Below are 19915 nucleotides of genomic sequence, written 5' to 3'. Positions count from 1 at the left end.
ATGAATACTATTGCGCATATCGGCATGCACATCATTGCCAATGGCCGCAGGTACAAGCGACCTGACGAACCTGTGGTCGTAATTTGCATAGACGGATCCGAGCCCGGATACATCGAAGCGGCAATCGCGGCGGGCCTTGCCCCCAATCTGGATCGTCTGCTCAAGACCGGAACAAACACGACGGCACTTTCGGTCATTCCAAGCTTTACCAATCCGAACAACCTCTCGATCATAACCGGGCGGCCTCCGGCCGTTCACGGGATCGCCGGAAATTATTTCTACGACCGGGAGAAGGGCGAAGAGGTGATGATGAACGATGCACGCTTCCTGCGTGCGCCGACCATCCTCGCCGAATTCCAGAAAGCCGGTCTCAAGGTCGCGATGGTAACTGCCAAGGACAAGTTGCGGACGCTTCTGGGCAAGGGCCTGGATTTCTCGGCCGGTACCGCGATCGCCTTTTCCTCGGAGAAGGCGAACCTGGCTAATATTGCCGAGAACGGCATAGAAAATGTCCTCGAATTTGTCGAGCAACCGCTTCCCGAGGTTTATTCGGCGGATCTATCCGAATTTGTCTTTGCCGCAGGGGTGAAACTGTTGAAGACGTTTGGACCTGACGTCATGTATCTGTCGACGACGGACTACGTACAGCACAAGGCTGCACCTGGCTCGAAGACCGCCAACGACTTTTATGAAATGCTCGACCGGTATGTCGGCGAGCTCGATACCGCCGGATGTACGCTGGTCCTGACCGCTGATCACGGAATGAACGACAAGCACTTGCCGAACGGCGAACCGGACGTCTTGTATCTTCAGGAAATTCTTGACGCACGTTTGGGGGCTGGGACAACGCGAGTCATTCTGCCGATCACCGATCCTTACGTGGCACATCACGGCGCGCTCGGTTCCTTTGCAACCATTTATGCTGACGCCGAAAACTGTGCCGAAATCATCGATATCCTGAAGGCGATCGAAGGAATAGAATTGGCGATTTCCGCTACGGAAGCCTGTGAGCGTTTCGAGTTGCCGGCCGACCGAATTGGTGACGTGGTGGCTCTCTCGTCCCGCCATAAAGTGTTGGGGACGACGAAGAGCCGCCACGACCTGTCGGGGCTGACGGAACCACTGCGCTCACACGGTGGCTTGACCGAGCAGACGGTGCCGATGATAGCCAATCGGAAGTTTGATGTGCCAGACGGCCGAACCCTTCGCAATTTCGACGTCTTCGATGTCGCGCTCAATCTGGTGCGGTGATCCTATGAACACCAACGTCAATCCACCGTTGCGCCGCGAAGCCATGCGTATTGCCGGGAAACTGGTCCAGACTGATGAGCAGATCGAAGTTTTCAACCCCTATGACAACACGGTGGTCGGCACGGTGCCAGCCGCGCGCGCGGAGCACGTTCGCGATGCCTTTGCCAAGGCACGCGCTTTCAAACCTGCGTTGACCCGTTTCGAGCGTCAAAATATTCTACAGCGAACCGCGGAACTGTTGCATGATCGGCGGGAAGACTTCGCACGGCTGATCACTGCCGAGTCGGGGCTCTGCTGGAAAGATTCGCTCTACGAAGCCAGCCGCGCCTACGATGTCTGGTCATTTGCCGCCCAGCTGACGATCAAAGATGACGGCGAGATCTATTCCTGCGACATCTCGCCAAACGGCAAGATGCGCAAGATCTTTACCACACGGCTGCCTTTGCTTGGCGTTATCTCTGCCATCACGCCGTTCAATCATCCGCTCAATATGGTCAGCCATAAGCTTGCGCCGGCAATCGCGACCAACAACAGGCTGGTTCTCAAGCCAACGGAATTGACACCGCTTACCGCTCTTGCACTCGCCGATGTCCTGTATGAGGCCGGCTTGCCGCCAGAGATGCTGTCGGTCGTCACGGGTAATCCGTCGACGATGGGTGACTCGATGATCACGGATCCGGATGCGGATCTCGTGACGTTCACTGGGTCGGTTCGCGTCGGCAAACACATTGCGGCGACCGCCGGTTACAAACGGATCGTGCTCGAACTGGGCGGAAATGACCCCTTGATCGTCATGGAGGATGCCGATCTCGACAAGGCTTCAGACCTCGCTGTAAGCGGTGCAACCAAAAACTCCGGCCAGCGCTGCACGGCGGTAAAGCGCATCCTTGTTGTCGAGAGCATCGCAGATGCGTTTGCCGAACGCGTTGCGCAGAAGGCAACGCTGCTAAAGTGCGGCGATCCGATGGATCCCCAGACCGACGTTGGCACAGTCATAAACGAGCGATCCGCCGTTCTCTTCGAGAACCGTGTGCGGGACGCGGAGAGCCGGGGCGCTGTCGTTCTCCACGGCGCCCCGCGCCACGGCGCATTGTTTTCTCCCACAGTCGTTGATCACGTGCCCTTCGACTGTGAGCTCGTTCGTGAGGAAACCTTTGGACCGGTCATCCCGATTGTGCGGTGCCCGAACGATATTGCCGAGGTCATTCGCGTCTCGAATTCCACTGCCTATGGCCTATCGTCAGGGGTCTGCACCAATCGGCTTGACTACGTGTTGCGGTTCATCGGCGAACTTGACGTTGGAACCGTCAACATCTGGGAAGTTCCGGGCTACCGCATCGAGATGTCACCGTTCGGCGGGATCAAGGATTCAGGCCTTGGCTACAAGGAAGGCGTCGTTGAAGCGATGAAGAGCTTCACCAATGTGCGCACTTGGTCCATGCCCTGGCACGGCTGAAACCGGGACCTCGCGCAACAACGCAAACAGAAAGACGACCGTAAATGTTCGCAACTGGGCCTTGATTAGACCGCGCAGGTGGCAACAAGTTGCCCGACAACGTGGTGCGCTATGCAGCAGCACTGGAAGATGTGCAGGCCGTGAGCGAGGTGCTCGGGCCATTTCGCGCGGCGACATATGCATGGGCGGGTCTCGTCCCCTTGGAGGAAAAATGAAACTGGAACACAGCATGAGAGCGGCGGTGCAAAATTCGACCACGGTAGCGGCGGGATAGTCCCGCTTCGGGCAGAGTAAAACTCGGCCACCTATTTACCCTTCTGCGACGAATGCAGGAGGGTCTGGGGATCTACACCGTGGAACTTTATCTGAAGGTACGATTGGCTGTCTCGGAAGGGATGAGCCGGCGACAGGCTGCAAAGCAATTCAACATATCGCGCGACAGCGTGGCCAAGATGTTGTCGTCTTCGACGCCGCGGGGCTATCAGCGTCAGTTGCCGATCCGGCGGCCGAAGCTGGATGCGTTCGTCTCGACAATTGATCATTGGCTCGATGAGGACGTGAAGGTGCCGCGCAAGCAGCGCCACACGGCCAAGCGGGTGTTCGACCGGCTCCGGGACGAGCGCGGCTTCACCGGTGGCTACACGATCATCAAGGATTACATGCGCGAGCGGGATCAGCGCCGCCAGGAGGTGTTCGTGCCGCTGGCGCATCCGCCCGGCCATGGGCAGGCCGACTTCGGTGAGGCTCTGGTGGTGATCGGCGGTGTCGAGCGGAAGGCCCACTTCTTCGTGCTGGATCTGCCGCACAGCGACGGCTGCTATGTACGGGCCTATCCGGCGGCGGTGGCTGAGGCCTGGGTCGATGGCCATATCCATGCGTTCGCCTTCTTCGGGGCCGTGCCGCAATCGATCGTCTACGACAACGACCGCTGCCTGGTGGCGAAGATCCTTCCCGACGGCACGCGCAAGCGCGCTGCGCTGTTCAGCGGCTTCCTGTCCCACTACCTGATCCGGGACCGCTATGGTCGTCCCGGCAAAGGCAACGACAAGGGCAGTGTCGAGGGCCTCGTGGGCTATGCCCGGCGCAATTTCATGGTGCCGATCCCGCAGTTTGCGACATGGGATGCCTTCAACATCTGGTTGGAGGAAGCAATGCCGCAAGCGCCAGCGCGATAGGCTGCGGGGCGAAAGCGAGACGATCGGCGAGCGGCTGCAGCGCGATCTGGCCGCCATGCTCCCCTTGCCGGCATCTCCATTTGATGCCTGCGACCAGGCCAGCGTCAAGGTAACGGCACAGTCACTGGTCCGCTACAAGACCAACGACTATTCCGTCCCGGTCGCCTATGGCCATCAGGATGTCTGGGTCCGGGGCTATGTCGGTGAGGTGGTGATCGGCTGCCGCGGCGAGATCATCGCCCGCCATCCCCGGAGTTGGGAGCGGGAGGACGTCATCTTCGATCCCCTGCATTACCTGCCGCTGATCGAACAGAAGATCAATGCACTGGATCAGGCGGCACCTCTCCAGGGCTGGAATCTGCCCGAGGAATTCGCCACGCTGCGCCGCCTGATGGAAGGCCGCATGGCAAAGCATGGCCGGCGTGAGTATGTGCAGGTCCTGCGCTTGCTGGAGAGCTTCGAGGTTGCGGACCTGCATGCGGCGGTGAAGCAGGCCCTCCAACTCGGCGCAATCGGCTTCGACGCCGTCAAGCATCTGATCCTGTGCCGAGTGGAGCGCCGGCCGCCGAGACTGGACCTGTCCATCTATCCATACCTGCCGAGGGCGATCGTGGAGCAGACCTCGACCAAGGCGTATATGCGGCTTCTGTCTAGCGATGCGGGAGAAGCCGCATGAGCACGGAAGCACCCGAGATCCTGCATTCCCATTATTTCAAAACCCTGAAGCTGCCGACCTTCCATCGCGAGTATCAGAAGCTGGCCCGACAGTGCGCCACCGAAGGCGTGGACCATGTCGGATACCTCACCCGGCTTTCCGAGCGGGAAATGATCGAGCGGGACCGCCGCAAGGTCGAGCGCCGCATCAAGGCGGCACGGTTCCCGGTCGTCAAAAGCCTGGACAGCTTCGACTTCGCCGCCATCCCCAAACTCAATAAAATGCAGGTGCTCGAGCTGGCACGCTGCGAGTGGATCGAGCGACGCGAGAATGTCATTGCGCTTGGTCCCAGCGGTACCGGGAAGACGCATGTTGCACTCGGTCTCGGCCTGGCCGCATGCCAGAAAGGCGTGTCCGTAGGCTTCACTACGGCCGCCGCTCTGGTCAGCGAGATGATGGAGGCACGTGACGAACGGCGTCTGCTCCGCTTCCAGAAGCAAATGGCTGCCTACCAGCTTCTCGTCATCGATGAGTTGGGCTTTGTGCCGCTGTCCAAGACTGGTGCGGAATTGCTGTTCGAGCTGATCTCACAACGCTATGAACGCGGCGCGACCCTGATCACCAGCAATCTTCCGTTTGACGAATGGACAGAGACCTTGGGATCGGAACGACTGACTGGTGCACTGCTCGATTGCATCACCCACCACGTCAACATTCTCGAGATGAACGGCGACAGCTATCGTCTCGCCCAAAGCCGCGCCCGAAAGGCAGGCTGAAACCCTTTCAAAAATCGACGCGCACGCATGAGACCCCCGCTCGGGTTACGCCCTCCCGGAGGTCTCATGCGTGCGCCACAAGTGGCCGACTATTGCTCCGCCGCGTGGCCGGTTTTTGCTCCGCCGTTGACATCGCCGTTGGGCTGGGAGCATATCAATATTATTAGCGATTACGTGTGGTCTGACGCCCTGGAGGTCGATCAGGAAGGCTTTCTGCCAATCAGGTTGGCACCATCCTGAACCGAAGATCGTCTACCGTATATCTGGGTCCCAATAATGTACTGGGGCCATCCTGATCCAAGAGGCGGACAATCACTGGATGTCTATGGTTCAGCTAGAGCATTCTCGCAGCGCGTCCCGTTCGCTGCGTGGCATTATTGTAATAGCTCGACGCCTGCTGTACCGACCGGTGTCGCGACTGCTCCATCGCCTCGGGGAGGGGAATGCCGCGGTTTGCCGCCTCGGTCAGATATCCCGAGCGCAGCCCATGTGCAGAAAACTCCGATGCTGCCAGCCCGGCCATGGCAGACCGCTGTTTGACAATATCGTTGATCGCTTTCGGATCGATAGCGCGCTTCGAAACGTTGCCCCAGCGATCGATCGCCCGAAACACAGTGCCGCTCTCAATTCTCGCGGCAACAAGCCAGGCATTGAGCGCATCAACCGGCCTGCCGGTCAGATAGACGACCTCATCATCCTGGGCACCGCTGGTTTTGGTTCTGCCGAGATGGATCGACAGAGAGGGGAGCGAAGATCCGCCTTCGGCAGTCACCGGAGCTTCAATGGTCAATTGCTCCCTGCGCAGACCGGCGATCTCGCTGCGGCGTCTTCCTCCAGAGGCAAAACCGACCATGAGAATGGCCCGGTCGCGGAGATCGCGAAGATTTTCGCTGGCACATGTAGCGAGCAGTTTGGCCAGCACATCCCCGGTTACGGCTTTGGCACTCTTGCGCTTGCGTGGTCTCGGTGTTGCGCGCACGGCCAGCCGGATTGCAGATTTCACAGCAGGCGAGGAGAAGGAACCGGCCAGCCCACGCCATTTCGTCAACGTCGACCAGGTGGCCAGACGCCGGCGTACTGTATCGGGCGCGTGTGGTCCGGTAGTGCGGAGAAACCCTTGGTCACGCAGGCTCTCCTCAACTCCGGCCGGCATGCCGTGGTCCGGATTGAGCTCTCGCTGCGCCCGATCCCACAGGTGATGGGCGACGAATTTCAGGAGCAGCGCTTCAGGCGCCGGCCAGGGGAGAGAGTTTTTCGTCGTGGCGAGCGACCATGCCTGTAGGTAAGCAAGGTCAGAAGTCAGAGCGCGCAGCGTGTTTTCGCCCATACCCTCATTCACGAGATGGCGAAGCGTCTCGACATCCTGGTCGGTCAACAGCTCCGCAAGCTCATCGCGCCGCTTGAGCGGCAGCACGGCTGCGATGGTGTCCAACGTTTCGGTGCGTTTTTCGATCGAACGTGACGACGATCTGGTCATTTGGGCAGCCCGTTCTCTTCATAAAATTCGTTGTGGTTCGAAGTCTGGTCACTATTCGCAGGTGTTCCCACGGCCATCTCAATCAATATCTCCAACGCTGTTGCGCTTCACCAGACCCTTTCGTGCAGAATCGCGTCGAACGCCAGATCGGTCGAGATGAAGGTGCAATGCTCCAGCCGCACCTGGGCCGCAAGAATGCGGTCCCACGGATCGCGGTGATCCCAATCGAACGCGGCTGCGAGCTCGGCATGCAGATCCGAGATGGCAAGGGTCTGCAAGCCGCTGGCTGTGACGGCTGCTCGCAGTTCCTGCGGCTTGAGGTCGAGCTTGTTCAGGCGCATCTTATTGTCCAGCTCATAGAACGATACTGCGCTGACGAGGACACTGTTGGCCTTGTCCTCGATCAACGTTCGTGCCCTCGTGGAGAGCCGATCGCTGCCGATGGTCCACCAGTACATTGCATGGCTGTCGAGTAGGATCTTCATTGCGGACTGTCGCTGTCACCGGGTTTGCCTTGCCAGATGCCGGTATCGTCATTCCAATCACCAGCGTCGATGGCTGCCTGCTCGGCATCTGTGGTATCGAACAGATCATCGGGCAAGCCACGGTGGCCAAGCAGGCCAAAGGGACGCTTGCCGCCGTCGGCGGCCGGACCGATGCGAGCATAAACTTCGTTGCCGCGCATGATGACGATTTCCTCGCCTTGGTTGGCGCGTTCGAGGACTTCTGCGAAATTCTTGCGGGCTTCGCTGATCTTGTAGCTAGTCTGGGGCATCAGGACCTCCGAATTTGGGCCGTGAGGGCACTGTATCACGGCCCTATCACGCGTACAAGTATGACGTACGCATCACTTCCGATAAGGAATACTTATCGATGGTTATACCCTCACCTTCCAATCGTACCATGTGAGGAACCATAACATTCCAGTAGAGTTCGTATGCGGTTTTGTTTATCATGAAATCAATGGCTTATGATCTCGGCAGATTGGAAATTTCGAGTTTTTTTGAACCGGCTTTCCGTGCCGGTATCGCCTTAACGCGTCTCGACGAGCGCATCGCCCGCTCGCCGGTCGGGCAGGGCTGGATTGAGCGCACCCACTTTGCCGACGCCTGCGCCTCGCTGTGGATCGACGGCGAACTCGTCCATCTCGAAGACCTCGTCCTCCACGACGATGTCCGCGATATTCGCACACCGACCCATGAGCTGACAATCGCCCGCGACGTGCTGCGCACCCGCCGGCGCATTGCAGCTCAGCTCCCGGCCTGGGCCTTGTCTGCAGAAGGTATCCGAACTTTGCGACAAACGTCGGACATCACGTCGACCGGTGCAGACGAGGGAGAGACGGCCGGCGGCATTCGGCGCGCGGACGCGTCGGATCCGGAAGGTGAGGGGGACGATGTCGATGACGTCGAAAGCCTCCCGGGTGTCGACTATGCCGCGATCGATGCGGTGCTGGCCCGGTCGGAAGCGGCAATCGCGAACGCAAGGCGGCCCGGGCGTGGCGGCGGCCAGGACAAAGATCCGATGATCTACGATCTCGACTGGGACGAGGATGCCCGGCTGGACGAATGGCGCGGCGTATTGCGGCAGGTGCAAGACCTGCCGGCGGTGCTGCAGGCGATTGTCGCCCTCGATGCCTGGAACGAGCTTCCCGTGCTACAGCACGCGCCTTGGCTCGGTCGGCTGCTGGCCGCCTCGATCCTTCGCGAAGCCGGCATCACCACCGGGGCTCATCTGGCGGCCATCAATCTCGGCCTGAAAACCATTCCGGTCGGTCGGCGCCGGCATCGTGATCGGGAGACCCGGTTGCTCGCCATCGCCCAAGGACTGATCGCCGCCGCGGAGACCGGACTCAAAGAACATGACCGGCTGATGTTGGCAAAAACGATGATGGATCGAAAACTGGAGGGGCGGCGGACGTCGTCCAGACTGCCGGAGCTGGTCGAGCTGGTGATGGCCAAACCGTTGGTGTCGGCAAAAATGGTGGCGGAGACGCTCGAGGTCACGCCGCAGGCGGCGCGGCGGATTGTTTTGGAGCTGGGCTTGAGGGAGATGACGGGGAGGGGGAGGTTTCGGGCGTGGGGGGTGGTTTAAATATCGAGCTATCCACCGTCCAATGTCGCGGTAGAATGGAATTCTCGGTTTCAGTATGGATTTTTTTTCGCTAAGAGCAGCCGTCAGTCAAAAACAGGTAGTGGGTATGGCTCTGCACAAGGACGAGGTCCTAAATTCTCTCGCGGCAACCGCAAACGTGGCGCAGTTCGTCAGTTTTCGCCCGTCGTCCAAGGGGGACATGTCGCAGAGTTATTGCCGCGTCGCAGGATATCCTGAAAACCACAGGTTTGTTGACGTGAAGGAAGCCGTCGCTGCGTTGTTGGCCGCCAGCTCTGACAACATGGTCAACGTGAGAAGCTATGAACCCAGTAGCCCTCGAAGCCGTGAGTTTGTTTATGGGCTCGAAACTGTTGAAAGCGTCCTGGAAATAATCTCGCGCCTTTCAACAGAGAACCTGCATCTGATTGTCAATGAAACCATCGATATCCATGACGGCGGCGTATCGGGCGTGCTTCAGGGGCAACTGATAGAATTTGCGCCGGATGATACCCCGAGATGTGTCGAGAAGCCGGGGATTGCTTCGCTTCCCATGCATATGGGGGAGCGCATCCTCCACACGGTTTATGGTTTCTCCCCTGACCTGAATTTTCCGCCGAACGCTCGCGTCGAATTTAGCGTTCACCCGAAGAAGAGAGGGTATCATCAGCGGCACACTATTGTTTGGGAGTTCGAACCAGACGTTTCGGATTTTTTGCCAGCTGCCGTTCACTGGCCAAATCGATTCAGTCAGCATCTGGGCGACAAGGTATATGGCCTTCTAGTCGCCGATAGCCTCGGTCTTCCGGTTCCCAAAACCACCGTCATCGCTCGGCGGACGGCGCCTTTCATCTTTGGCAGAGAAACCGGTTCAGCAGAGGTTTGGACGCGGACCTCTCCGCGCGAGCCGCAGCCTGGTCTCTACACGACGGTCAAAGGCTGGATCGATCCGTTCACCCTACTCAAAGAGGAGGATCCGGACGGTCAGAACATTCGTTCGGTTTTGTGCCAAGCTGCTGTACGGGCGAAATTCTCAGGTGCTGCCGTTGCAGGCCCTAAGGGGCATGTCATCATCGAAGGTCGACGCGGCGAGGGTGACCTCTTTATGCTCGGCCATCAACCACCGGAAAACCTTCCTACATTCGTTGTCGAAAACGTCCAAGCTACTTACAAGGTCCTATCCAACCGGCTCGGTCCAGTTCGCTTCGAGTGGGTGCATGATGGCGATATAGTCTGGATCGTTCAGCTTCATTGCGGAGCTACGGGTTCTGAGGCCGATGTGGTGGTTCCCGGCGAAGCTGCGTCTTGGATCGAGTTTGATGTGGCCGAAGGGCTCGACGCCCTTCGGAAGAAATTGATATCCGTTGAAGACGATCAAGGCCTGCTGATCTTAGGCGAGGTTGGCCTGACGAGCCATGTTGCGGATTTGCTAAGAAAGGCGAAGCATCCAGCACGCCTGAAAGCGAGATCAACGATCTAGGGATGATCGTTGTCGCCCGCCCGATCGCTTTTCCAGATTTCCTCGATGATCTCCGTCCCGCGCACCTTGTGGACCGCCAAAACGTGCGCGGCCACATCCGGAACGGAGTGGTCGACTACCAGTTCAACGACATTGTTTTGCTTCGGTCGCTTGGATCGTTCCTTGAAGGGAAAGTCTTCAATCCTCTTGAACGTGTCTTTGCCCCGCGGTTGAGGTTTGAAGAGCGTCGAACCACTGTTCAATGGGCTCAGCCAAATCCGATTTCGGTGTGCCGCAATTAGTCCTGCTGAATCGATAGTCAGAACCGTTTGTGATTGGTTCCTGTACGCACGGGCCTTGAGAAGTCCCCAGACTCGAGAGGCCGATAGCCAGAAGAAGCTTCGGGAGTTGAGAAGCTCATACCAGTCTTTGGGCGTCAATTTATCTTGCAGGCAACGCGTCAGCAGATGGTCCTGCATAGGCTTCTGATCTCGGATTACGGCGCCAAGCAAGTTCGCTTTTGTCAACGGGACCGACTCCGGCCGGCGCTGAGATTCCAGTGCGAAACGTGCTTTCCCTGATACCTCGTAAAGGTCGAGGAGCGCACTTGCGCTCAGCAGCCCATGCTTCTGAATTGCTGGCCAAGCATCGTCGTGCGCCATGTGATATAGACGGGGATATGTAGCAATCAACTCTTCTTCAGTCATTCCAGGTCCTTCGATCAATCAGGCCCGCGCGGCCAAAGCCCTTGGAAATAAGTGATACGGGCAGATTACATATACGCTCGACATCCGAAATGAACTTTCGGCTCGCCACGTTAAGCTCATCAAATTTTGACGCGGCAGAATTATCTGCACCAAGGTAATCCACAAACGTCAGGGCGATATCAGTCGCGCCATTCCAATAGGCTGATCTTCTGATCTGCTCCCAGTTAAATTCGGCCATTCTCCTCGTTTTTCCGGAAACGCTTCCGATCTCGGTCTTATTGATGGCCTCTACGGCAAGCCCTGACCGCTTGGCAATTTCTTCAAATGTAACCATGGTTCCCATTGGGCCAGACTCGCCCCCTACGCGGATCGGATATGTCCGGGCGACGAGAATGACCTTTCTTAGTCGGGTGAATGGTATTCCTGCGTCTGACAGGCACCCCGCCGCCGAGGTCTCGCGCGAGGTAACATGTGGGTAAGAGCCATGATGAATGCTGAGGTCAGTTCCCTGGGTCCCCTCAAGCATAACCCTTCTTCCTGCCGTCAGTGCTAACTCCACTTTCTCGCGGATGTCGGTGATGTAGTTAGCAAGCTCTGGAATATCTCTGGCCAGCCGGACTTTAGGCCCCCAGGACAAATCAACATCCCGGCCCATGATTTTTCGCGCTGCCGCCGCACCAACACCTTGTTTCGTGGAGGAAATCCCATCAAGCAGCTTCTCCTCCAAAGCGATGTCGTCGTCTTCGATAATCATCGCCTGCGGATCGATAAATAGACCAGCTTCTTTGAGGCGTGGATGGGCGTCCAGTTCGAGACTGAGTTGCTTCAGCGAGATCGTCGAACCTGCAGCAATACAAACATCCGCGCTGGGATTTGAGCCCGTGCCGGATGGCAGCTGCCTGTAAGTGTATTCGGGATCCTGCACCTTATGGCCTGCGTTCGGACCGCCTACCCGGACCAGCAAGTCATACTCTTTGGCCAGCAATGCGGAAATATTGCCTTTTCCCTCGCTACCCCACTGCCCGCCCACAAACAAGTCCACGAAACCAGCCGGACCATCAACCGACAAAATGCCGGCCGTCGAAAAGGTCACACAAGATTTGACGTCAAACTTTTCCGTAGCGACAACGACATCAGCGATGTCTGATAGACGGTTCACCTCAGACTCGGTCTGATCTGCCGTCGCCTTATCATAGGTCGGAGCTTCCCGCAGGTGAGCAGGACGCTTTTCGAAGCGCTCAACAAGGACATCACGCGGTGCAGTGAGATGTATGTGATGAACGTTTTCTCGGCCGAAGCGTTCTCGTAGAAACTCTACCTGCCCGAGAGTGCGAGCTGAATCGATGAGAAGGTACTTTTTATCAGGAGGCAAAATGGTGTCTGTCGCCGCGTCCGAAACCCAAGCGCCACCCGTTTCACGATCCAATTCCGCCCCGGCGTCCTGAAGGGCTTTCCGATCACTTGGAACTTCCTTAACTCTAAGGATATATTTTCCCGTGGAAACCTTTTCGCAAGGGTAGCGCCGCATCAGTTCATCTGAAAATGCTGTTTTGCCCACAGCAATCGGGCCCGAAAGGACGACTATCTTTTTCAACCCTTGCTCCTACCCAAACAGTGCGTAACTATCACTCATAGGTAGCAGTGTTGAACTGATTCGCTCAAGTGAGATAACGATGAATGCTCAAGTTGCCGTAAAGATGAAATCTGGCCCGAGTATAATGCTTGCTAGTGGAAAATGGTTTGATCTCCTGGATCCCTGGAACAGCGACTTTTCTATTCGCGACATCGCACAGGGATTGGCAAACATTTGTCGCTACTCGGGGCAGTGCAAGAGTTTTTATTCGGTGGCTGAACATTCGATCCATGTCTCGGATATGGTCGAAGACTTCAAACTCGAAGCCCTAATGCATGACGCGGCGGAGGCATTCCTTGGCGACATCACGCGTCCGCTGAAGCAGCTATTACCTCAATACAGAGAGATCGAGGCCTCTGTTGAGAATGCCATTTTTACTCGCTTCGGTTTGGATGCGAGCTCCAAGGCAGAGATCAAGGCAGCCGATCTACGAGTCCTGGCTGCGGAGCAAAGCCAAGTAATGCCTGCCGGTACGGACTATTGGGCCGCGGGTTCTGGCATTCAAAAAGCGAACATCCGCGTCGAGTTCCTTTCGCCAGCGGTTGCCTACGACCGTTTCATGGCGAAATACAGTGAGCTAACTAGCGCGTGATGCGCTCATTTGCGGGTCGGTATGCTTGTGCGTCAACCAGAAGCTTAGGTCCTGGTTGACGTGAAATGGGGGATACTTTCCACGCAGATCGCTCCATGGAGGTCAACAGGCAAGCCGGGATGAAGCGGCCTGCCGTAAGGTCTATCGCTATACACCGAGGGAAGTGAGCCAAGTCCAGGCACGCCCCAGCGCTGCCAGCACACGCTGCAGGAAGGACAGACGCTTGGGATCGCCCTTTGCATGACGTGCGATCTGTTCGCGCATTACCGCTTCCGATAAGGCCGGATTGAAAGCTCGCAGCCACTCAACCTCGCCGGCCGTAATGATGTAATGCGAATTGCATGGTGCATCGCAAACAGCAATCGACGGGCGCACCGTCGCCATTCCATCCCGTTCAGTGACTCGGTGGCTGTCTGGCACCAGCAGCGAGACACGATGACCGCAGCCGCAAGCGCACAACAGGGCTCCGATCTCGAATTCCTCGCTGTGGTAGACGACACCGGGCATCAAAGGCTTGGGCATGCGCTCGACAGCTTCATAGCGAAATCTCATCTGGGTTCCCTCACCGGTTCCATCTCGAAGGTTACGGTGTCGAAGATTGTGGCAGTCGCAGCGCTCTCCCGGTCCAGCAGCCCGAAATGCTGCTTGAAACGGATCACGGCCATGTTGGCATTCAGGGCATTGAGTTCAGGAATCTGCGCCTGCTTGCGGTATTCGTCAGCTTTCGCGTTCTCGACAGGAAGACGCACCGTGCCCCGATTGTTGTCGAAGGCTTCACGGTCGGTGCCCGTAATGCGCACGAAACCGCTGAGCCCAACGGTTGAGCGATTGAGGCCCATGCCGCAATCGACGAAGGGAATGTCATTCTCACTCAGCCAGTCCACGATAAGCAGCCGCGCCGGCCCCTCATCGACCGAGACGAAAACGAAATCGAATTCGCCAAGCCGTGTGACATTGTCGGCCGTGATGCGTTCGGCGACCGACACAATGCCCGCATGCCAATGATCATACTGTGTGGCCAGGGCCTCGACCTTTAGCTTGCCGATGGCGCCGGGTATAAAGCCCGGCCATCGGAAGATCGTGTGGAGATGGACCTTGTCATCATCGAACAGCGCGATCTGCGCGAGATGGGTACGGACCACGGAATCGAGAATGAAGGCGCCTGTTCCGCCAAGGCCAACGATCGCAACTTTCTTGCCGCGCAAGAGCGCCGAAAGATCATTAAGATGGTAGCGCGCGGACATGGTGTCAGGAAAGCGCAGCGGCGAGCCCTGGACAGCGGCCTTCACAGCGATGGCGCGCAGAGGCGTTGCGTTCGGATAGGCATTGATCGCCGGCGTCGTAATCGTATCGATGTAGGTCCGCACCTTTTCCTCGAATGACTGATATGGGCGCATCGCGCCTTGCTCATCAATCAGTTTGTACGAAAACGAACTCGTCGTGATCAGCTCAGGCGTCACGGTAACGACACCGTCGCCACCGCCAAGCCGAAGCGCCCGCCCCTGCTGGTCGTAGGGCCTGACGCCCCGCCACCATGCCTGATGATTGGAGGGCGGGCCGATGACCGCTCCTTCCAGATCTAGAGGGCTCACCCAGTCGCCATAGTGCAGCCCGCCTTGGCCATCCAGATAGGGCAGACCGTAGATCACGAGATACCCACCGACAAAGTCGATCAGATATCCCGTCTCATCCAGATCCCTGAGGAAGGGATTATGATTCGCCAGTTCCGGCAACCCGAAAGCGCATTCCATCTTTCACCTTCACTTTCTGACCGGGTGCGAGCGTGCCGCTCGGGTTTTCTACCGGGCCGTGGGAGTATTTGACGAGATATTCGTTTGAGGGCTGGCCGCCCTGCCCAAGATAGAGATCGACCACGCGCGCGTACGTAATGTTGTTGGTATCGATCTCGTGGTCGTCGCCATTAACGAGAATGTCGAAGACTTTCTGGCTGTAAAAATGCTGATCCCGCTTCAAATGGACCGGCGTCTCATCGCGCGGAATTCGCTCATCTTCTTCATCGCCCGCAACCTCGCGATAGAGCTTTTCGCGCTTCTGGATTTCGGCAAGCGCATAGAGCGCTTCGCCCGTCGTCGGGTTGGGCGACTCGATCGCCACGCGGTTGATATGGATGCGCACGATGTGCGCCAGGTCAATGTCCAGCACGATGTAAGTCCTTTTCCGCCTTTGGCGGTGCTTGCGTTTCGCCCTGGCCGGTGGCATCCTGGTGTCCGGCCGGACAACATAGAGGGCTCAAAAGAAGCCCTGGTCTGGTTCGATCAGATCAGAGCCTGTTGTCCAGCTAGACAACAATGGGGCATCACGTAGAGTTTGTCAAGGAGGACGAATGCCGGACACAGCATTGGGCGTGTGGTTGAAAGGCCTGAGGGAGGAAAGAAAGCTGAGCCTGAGAGATCTCGGCCAGCGCAGCGAGGTCGATCACGCCTACATCTACCGACTGGAAACAGGCGCGAAGGAAGCCCCGTCAGAAGACGTCGTGGAAAAGCTTGCAAAAGCGCTGTCAGCCTCAAAGCGTGATCACGACATTCTGCGCCATCTCGCGCGCCAGACGAACGTCGATCCGAATATCCTAGAATTTGTCCGTAAGGATCAGAGCATTAGCTCCGATGAGCTTCAGATGCTGTCCACCGTTGCGAATCGCGGCGCGCGGGCGGACTATGCGACCTCGCTCGCGCGTATCAGGCGCATGATGATGGATGACGAAGATGGATGAGCTGTCAGTTGTTTCAGCAGCACGGGCGTTTATCAGCAAATGCGGCCCTCTTGCGCAGCCGATCTCGGTCGAGACCTACGCGGTAGCAATCGGCGGCACGATCAAAAAGGAAGCCTTGAACGATGGCGAAGACGGCTGGTCGTTCAAGACCCCGAAAGGAAAGTACAATATCTGCGTGAACTGCAATCAGAATGGCAGGCGCCAGCGGTTTACCGTCTGCCACGAGGTCGCCCACGCGGTTTTGGACATCGCTCCCGATCACAGCCAGCCAAGCTGGAGTTTCAGCAAGCGACCCCAAGGCGAGGTTTTCTGCGACATTTTCGCCGCCGAGCTGCTCCTGCCTTACAAACTCTTCAAGCCGCAGGTCGACATGGCGGAAATGGGGATGGCGGCCGTCGGTACCCTGGCCGATGATTTCGACTCCTCACTTCTTGCGACCGGCTCGCGTTTTGCAACCTTCTCGAAAAATCACTGCGCGTTCGTCGTTTCCGAAGGCGGCAAGGTTCGCTATAGCGCCCGCTCGGCAGGTCTACGTCAAGCCAAGGCTTGGATCAGGCCCGGATCGCTCCTGCCAGAGGGTTCCTATAGTGCACGCGCACGAGCGGGCGAAAAGCCGTCAGGACCTGAAGAAGCTAAGGCCGATGAGTGGTTCGAAGACTGGGACCGCGATGGCGATCTCTTCGAAGACGTTCTGCATGTCGATCAGTGGGATCAGACGCTGACGCTGCTGTGGTACGAAGAGGATGATGTTCCACCCCCGCGTCTCGAGCGAAAGCAGTGGGAGGAACAGACCTACGGCCTGCGTGAGCTTGACGGCAACCTGCCCTGGCCGGATCGCAGGAAGCGGCGATAGGAGGCACCTGAACTTGTTGCTAGGCTGGCGAATTGGTTACATCGGCCGCCACAAGCAGAGCTTTTCAAATGAACTACGAAGCACCCCCTCGTGACGAATACTGACAAATTTGCCTGCGGCGTGCCGAGTTGCTCGGTCGCGGTCGATAGTTGATATTTCTTCGCTGGCGCCATAGCCGCGGCGAAGCTTTACAATTGCGGCGGAACTAGGTTGCGGCATTGAGAGGCTGCTGAAAAATGGCTCTCGCCCGCTTATACGTCTGTCAAGGAGAATCGCTTAGAGTGATCGACAGACGGGAGACATATTGTGGCGGTTCTATCTGATTCCGAAATCTTGAAATACATAGATAATGGACATCTGGTTCTTGGAGGGGAAAAGAGCCGGGCTACCGAGTGCTCCTACTCCTTCGTTTCCGGAGTGGCCTTCATTCCCGGCGAGACGACAGGCCCTATCCAGTTTCCAGGGACGAACGGCAATGCCGAGGTCACCGTCAAGCCTGGGCAAATGATTTGGATTCGAACGCGGGAGAGCGTCAAAATCCCCCAAGACCTCGTTGGCTTCTGGTGGCAGACCAATTCGCTGTCCCGCAAGGGGCTGATGCTCGTCAACATGAGCATGGTCGAGCCGGGATATGAGGGCGATCTTGCTTGTTTGTTTGTAAACTTCGCCAAATCGACTGTCGTGATTAGCGCGACAACACCCATCGCCAAGATGATATTCATGCCCTTGATTGGTGCGGTCGCCTCCCCATTTACCGGCCATACAAGCCGCCAACGCTACGATGACGCGCTGCGGCAGCTCGCAATCGACCAACCCAAGAGTTTCTTGCAGATTGCCGAACTGTCGACTGAGCTTGGAGAGGCAAAAGTGGCGGCGATCGCAGAAATCCGAAATTTTGCACAGGATTCGGTGACCAAGGTGCAAGCGGATGCGAAGTCTGCGAAGGACGAAGCGGTTGCTGATTTTAAAAAAGACATCCCGGCGGCGATCAGAAATGCGTTCGGATGGGCACTAGCCGCTTTTGTGCTTTTGGGATTGGCGACGGCAGGAGTAGACTTTGCAAAAGGGAAGTTATTCCCGGATGTAAAGGAGATCGCGCGATCGGAAGCAGATGCTGCGCTCAAGGAGCGCATTACGATCAGCGGCGAAGCTGACAGCAATGAGGTAAAGGCTATCCTTGAAAGGTTGTCTGCGATTGATGCCAGAATAGGATCACTTGAGAAGTCGAAATGATAAACGCAACTTCCGAGATATTTGAGGTCGAACGAGCCTATGATCTGGCTGCTTCCCGCTATGATGGGTGGAAGTGGCAGGATTTTTGGCGTGCACATGAAACACCTTTCGCCCTTAATCAGATCAATGGTCGGCCATCCGCAACCTCCAATGACAGGCTTCTGGATCTCGGTTGCGGCACTGGCTCCTACCTGCTGGCCACGCGTGAGCGCTTTCGCGATTCCGTTGGCGTCGACGTCAGTGGTGAGATGTTGTCAATTGCCCGGCGCCGGTCGCCGTCCTCTCGGTTCGTCCACGGATCGATCGAGACTTTTCATTCGGCCGACCAATTCGATGTTATTCTGGCGACACGCGTCATTTCGCATGTCAGGGAGTGGAAGCCCGTATTTGCTTCGGTCCGTCGCATGCTTAAGCAGAACGGACTCTTCATCCTAACGAATGTTCATTCTGCTCACGATTATGCCTCTACGCGATTGCCAACTGAGAAAGGCGCAGTCAGCGCGAGCACCTACAAACACGATGAGCGTGAATTGTTTGAGTTTCTGCAGCAGCAAGGCTTTCGAGTGCCAAACTACATCGAGATCGAGGGCGATGGCCGTTGCGGCCAAAACGGCGCATCTGCTGTGGCTCCTGTGGGATGGGCGGCGACCCTGCAATTGGGCTGATGTAATTTGATGCCGAATTGGCTTTCGAGCAGGGTGCTCGCTCGGAGAGAGCTCAACAAGAATGACAATTATTCATAGGGCAGTTCCCCGAAGAGCCCGATCATCAAATCATTATTCAGCTGCTTGAATGGGATTTCGACGTATTGGCTGGGGTGTCTCGGCTTTGCCGGTCCGTCTTTTGGCGCATTCCGAGTGTGACCTTTCACATGGTCGCCGTTTTCCTTGATGAACGGGAGAATGACCAGTCGCCCGTGGTTGGCAGACACGATGGTTCCCTCTGGCCACAGGGTATTCTTGTCTTCAGTCTGGCTTCCACCGGTTGTCTTTACCTGCCATCCAACCTGACCCGCTTCCTCATACCAAAAGACTACACCATTGCAGACGAGAACCTTCTCACCTCGTGCGAGTGATTCGTCTAGCAGTCTGCGAACACTGGCGAGCTGCAGCAACTGGTTCGCGCGGGGAAGCAGCATCCGGCGGATCTCTGCTTTGACTTCGCCCCAATGATCGGTCGGGTTCAACCCGAAACCGGATGCGATCTTCGACCGCTCAATTAGTAGAGCGCCCCTTTTAGACAGCACGCCGTCGACTACATCCCAGACGCCTTCGTAGGATTTGATCATCGCAGTCCGGGTGCTCAGAGCACCGATACGAATGCCTGTAACGTAGGGAAATTCCGCCAGCGCGGCTGCCAGTGCGGCGCGATATTTCTCGGCTTTCGGTGTTAATGCTAGCTCCTCTGCTTTAGGAGCTCGTAATGCCGCATTGCGGCGTCTGGCCTCGGCCAGCATGAGCGCTTCCTCCGATCGCAGGCGCTCCTTCCCCTGAAGTGCTTTAGAAGCTTTTAGCTGAAATGAGCGTCGGAGATGCTCTTCCATGGGGTTCTGGTTCAGGTCGGCTGCAAGCTGGGCGTTTATTCGAGCGCTCTCGGATATCGCAATGTCTCCATCCGTATAGCGATCAACACTCACGCCTCCCGACGGCGACGGAATTCTTCTCTCTCGCCATCTGGGAACGCCGTTCCTATTGACCGCGAGTTCCTCCATAAACCATACGCCGCTGTACGGTTCGTAAACAGGCCAGATGGCTAGGATCATATCAAAATCTCGTTTGCTATCGCCCCATTTCATCTCGACATTGACCTCGCTTCTCTTAACTTCG

The 19915-nt window shown here is 57.2% G+C and carries 19 protein-coding genes and 1 pseudogene; 11 read left to right on the top strand and 9 right to left on the bottom strand.

The annotated features are described in order from the left end of the window. The 4 genes and pseudogenes from phnA (at window position 1) to istB (ending at window position 5313) form a co-directional block, all read left to right on the top strand. Window positions 1-1251: a phosphonoacetate hydrolase gene (phnA, locus tag ASD36_RS28320; protein ID WP_060509380.1), complete on the top strand. Its 1251-nt coding sequence runs from the start codon at window positions 1-3 to the stop codon at window positions 1249-1251. A gap of 4 nt (window positions 1252-1255) precedes the next feature. After that, window positions 1256-2707 (top strand): phosphonoacetaldehyde dehydrogenase, encoded by a 1452-nt coding sequence (phnY, locus tag ASD36_RS28315; protein ID WP_060509378.1) that lies wholly within the window; start codon window positions 1256-1258, stop codon window positions 2705-2707. A 395-nt stretch (window positions 2708-3102) separates the two neighbouring features. Beyond that, window positions 3103-4558 (top strand): annotated as a pseudogene (istA, locus tag ASD36_RS28310) (IS21 family transposase). After that, a complete protein-coding gene (gene istB / locus ASD36_RS28305) occupies window positions 4555-5313 on the top strand; it encodes an IS21-like element helper ATPase IstB (protein WP_060509375.1) in 759 nt (252 codons plus the stop codon). The pseudogene istA and the gene istB overlap by 4 nt, the downstream one beginning before the upstream one ends. Before the next feature lie 334 nt (window positions 5314-5647). Here istB and ASD36_RS28300 read toward each other — a convergent pair whose 3' ends face one another. From ASD36_RS28300 to ASD36_RS28290, 3 genes are all read right to left on the bottom strand, one after another. Then, window positions 5648-6790, bottom strand: a complete 1143-nt coding sequence (locus tag ASD36_RS28300; RefSeq protein ID WP_060509373.1) for a site-specific integrase — start codon at window positions 6788-6790, stop codon at window positions 5648-5650. Between the two features lie 107 nt (window positions 6791-6897). Next, window positions 6898-7275 carry a type II toxin-antitoxin system VapC family toxin gene (locus tag ASD36_RS28295; protein ID WP_060509371.1) on the bottom strand — a complete coding sequence of 126 codons (378 nt, stop codon included), beginning with the start codon at window positions 7273-7275 and terminating at the stop codon, window positions 6898-6900. After that, a complete protein-coding gene (locus tag ASD36_RS28290) occupies window positions 7272-7565 on the bottom strand; it encodes a type II toxin-antitoxin system prevent-host-death family antitoxin (RefSeq protein WP_060509369.1) in 294 nt (97 codons plus the stop codon). Before ASD36_RS28290 ends, ASD36_RS28295 begins: the two co-directional genes overlap by 4 nt. Window positions 7566-7744: 179 nt before the next feature. On the opposite strand from ASD36_RS28290, the gene ASD36_RS28285 reads away from it, so the two are divergent. After that, the gene (locus ASD36_RS28285) at window positions 7745-8884 is read left to right on the top strand and encodes an RHE_PE00001 family protein (protein WP_060509536.1); all 1140 of its coding nucleotides are present in this window, start codon (window positions 7745-7747) and stop codon (window positions 8882-8884) included. A 55-nt stretch (window positions 8885-8939) separates the two neighbouring features. Next, window positions 8940-10361 (top strand): hypothetical protein, encoded by a 1422-nt coding sequence (locus ASD36_RS28280; RefSeq protein WP_244489878.1) that lies wholly within the window; start codon window positions 8940-8942, stop codon window positions 10359-10361. Here the strand turns inward: ASD36_RS28280 and ASD36_RS28275 are convergent. Further along, window positions 10358-11047 carry a hypothetical protein gene (locus tag ASD36_RS28275; RefSeq protein ID WP_060509367.1) on the bottom strand — a complete coding sequence of 230 codons (690 nt, stop codon included), beginning with the start codon at window positions 11045-11047 and terminating at the stop codon, window positions 10358-10360. The genes ASD36_RS28280 and ASD36_RS28275 overlap by 4 nt on opposite strands. Further along, window positions 11040-12641 (bottom strand): adenylosuccinate synthetase, encoded by a 1602-nt coding sequence (locus ASD36_RS28270; RefSeq protein WP_060509366.1) that lies wholly within the window; start codon window positions 12639-12641, stop codon window positions 11040-11042. Before ASD36_RS28270 ends, ASD36_RS28275 begins: the two co-directional genes overlap by 8 nt. A gap of 79 nt (window positions 12642-12720) precedes the next feature. Between ASD36_RS28270 and ASD36_RS28265 the strand changes: the two genes are divergently transcribed. Continuing rightward, window positions 12721-13272, top strand: coding sequence for a hypothetical protein (locus tag ASD36_RS28265; protein WP_060509364.1), 552 nt, complete (start codon window positions 12721-12723; stop codon window positions 13270-13272). A gap of 147 nt (window positions 13273-13419) precedes the next feature. Here ASD36_RS28265 and ASD36_RS28260 read toward each other — a convergent pair whose 3' ends face one another. Genes ASD36_RS28260 through ASD36_RS28250 form a run of 3 tightly spaced genes read right to left on the bottom strand, consistent with a single transcriptional unit; the run spans window position 13420 to window position 15435 of the window. After that, window positions 13420-13824: a DUF6527 family protein gene (locus tag ASD36_RS28260; RefSeq protein WP_060509362.1), complete on the bottom strand. Its 405-nt coding sequence runs from the start codon at window positions 13822-13824 to the stop codon at window positions 13420-13422. Beyond that, complete coding sequence (locus ASD36_RS28255) at window positions 13821-15023, bottom strand: ThiF family adenylyltransferase (protein ID WP_060509359.1); 1203 nt, start codon at window positions 15021-15023, stop codon at window positions 13821-13823. The genes ASD36_RS28260 and ASD36_RS28255 overlap by 4 nt, the downstream gene beginning before the upstream one ends. Then, window positions 14983-15435 carry a multiubiquitin domain-containing protein gene (locus ASD36_RS28250; protein ID WP_060509357.1) on the bottom strand — a complete coding sequence of 151 codons (453 nt, stop codon included), beginning with the start codon at window positions 15433-15435 and terminating at the stop codon, window positions 14983-14985. Before ASD36_RS28250 ends, ASD36_RS28255 begins: the two co-directional genes overlap by 41 nt. Before the next feature lie 181 nt (window positions 15436-15616). On the opposite strand from ASD36_RS28250, the gene ASD36_RS28245 reads away from it, so the two are divergent. The 4 genes from ASD36_RS28245 to ASD36_RS28230 all read left to right on the top strand — a co-directional run bounded on the left by ASD36_RS28245 (window position 15617) and on the right by ASD36_RS28230 (window position 18754). Further along, the gene (locus ASD36_RS28245; protein WP_060509355.1) at window positions 15617-16003 is read left to right on the top strand and encodes a helix-turn-helix transcriptional regulator; all 387 of its coding nucleotides are present in this window, start codon (window positions 15617-15619) and stop codon (window positions 16001-16003) included. Next, entirely contained in the window at window positions 15996-16856 is an 861-nt protein-coding gene (locus tag ASD36_RS28240) for an ImmA/IrrE family metallo-endopeptidase (RefSeq protein ID WP_060509353.1), read from the top strand. Before ASD36_RS28245 ends, ASD36_RS28240 begins: the two co-directional genes overlap by 8 nt. Window positions 16857-17162: 306 nt before the next feature. Then, window positions 17163-18089 carry a hypothetical protein gene (locus ASD36_RS28235; RefSeq protein ID WP_060509351.1) on the top strand — a complete coding sequence of 309 codons (927 nt, stop codon included), beginning with the start codon at window positions 17163-17165 and terminating at the stop codon, window positions 18087-18089. Continuing rightward, the gene (locus ASD36_RS28230) at window positions 18086-18754 is read left to right on the top strand and encodes a class I SAM-dependent methyltransferase (RefSeq protein ID WP_060509349.1); all 669 of its coding nucleotides are present in this window, start codon (window positions 18086-18088) and stop codon (window positions 18752-18754) included. The genes ASD36_RS28235 and ASD36_RS28230 overlap by 4 nt, the downstream gene beginning before the upstream one ends. A 68-nt stretch (window positions 18755-18822) precedes the next feature. Here ASD36_RS28230 and ASD36_RS28225 read toward each other — a convergent pair whose 3' ends face one another. Beyond that, window positions 18823-19884 carry a hypothetical protein gene (locus ASD36_RS28225; RefSeq protein ID WP_060509347.1) on the bottom strand — a complete coding sequence of 354 codons (1062 nt, stop codon included), beginning with the start codon at window positions 19882-19884 and terminating at the stop codon, window positions 18823-18825. Window positions 19885-19915 lie beyond the last annotated feature (31 nt).

Source organism: Rhizobium sp. Root1334 (assembly GCF_001426665.1).
Taxonomy (GTDB): Bacteria; Pseudomonadota; Alphaproteobacteria; order Rhizobiales; family Rhizobiaceae; genus Pararhizobium.
Note: the sequence above shows the minus strand (reverse complement) of the source record. Positions and strands in the feature narration are given on the sequence as shown.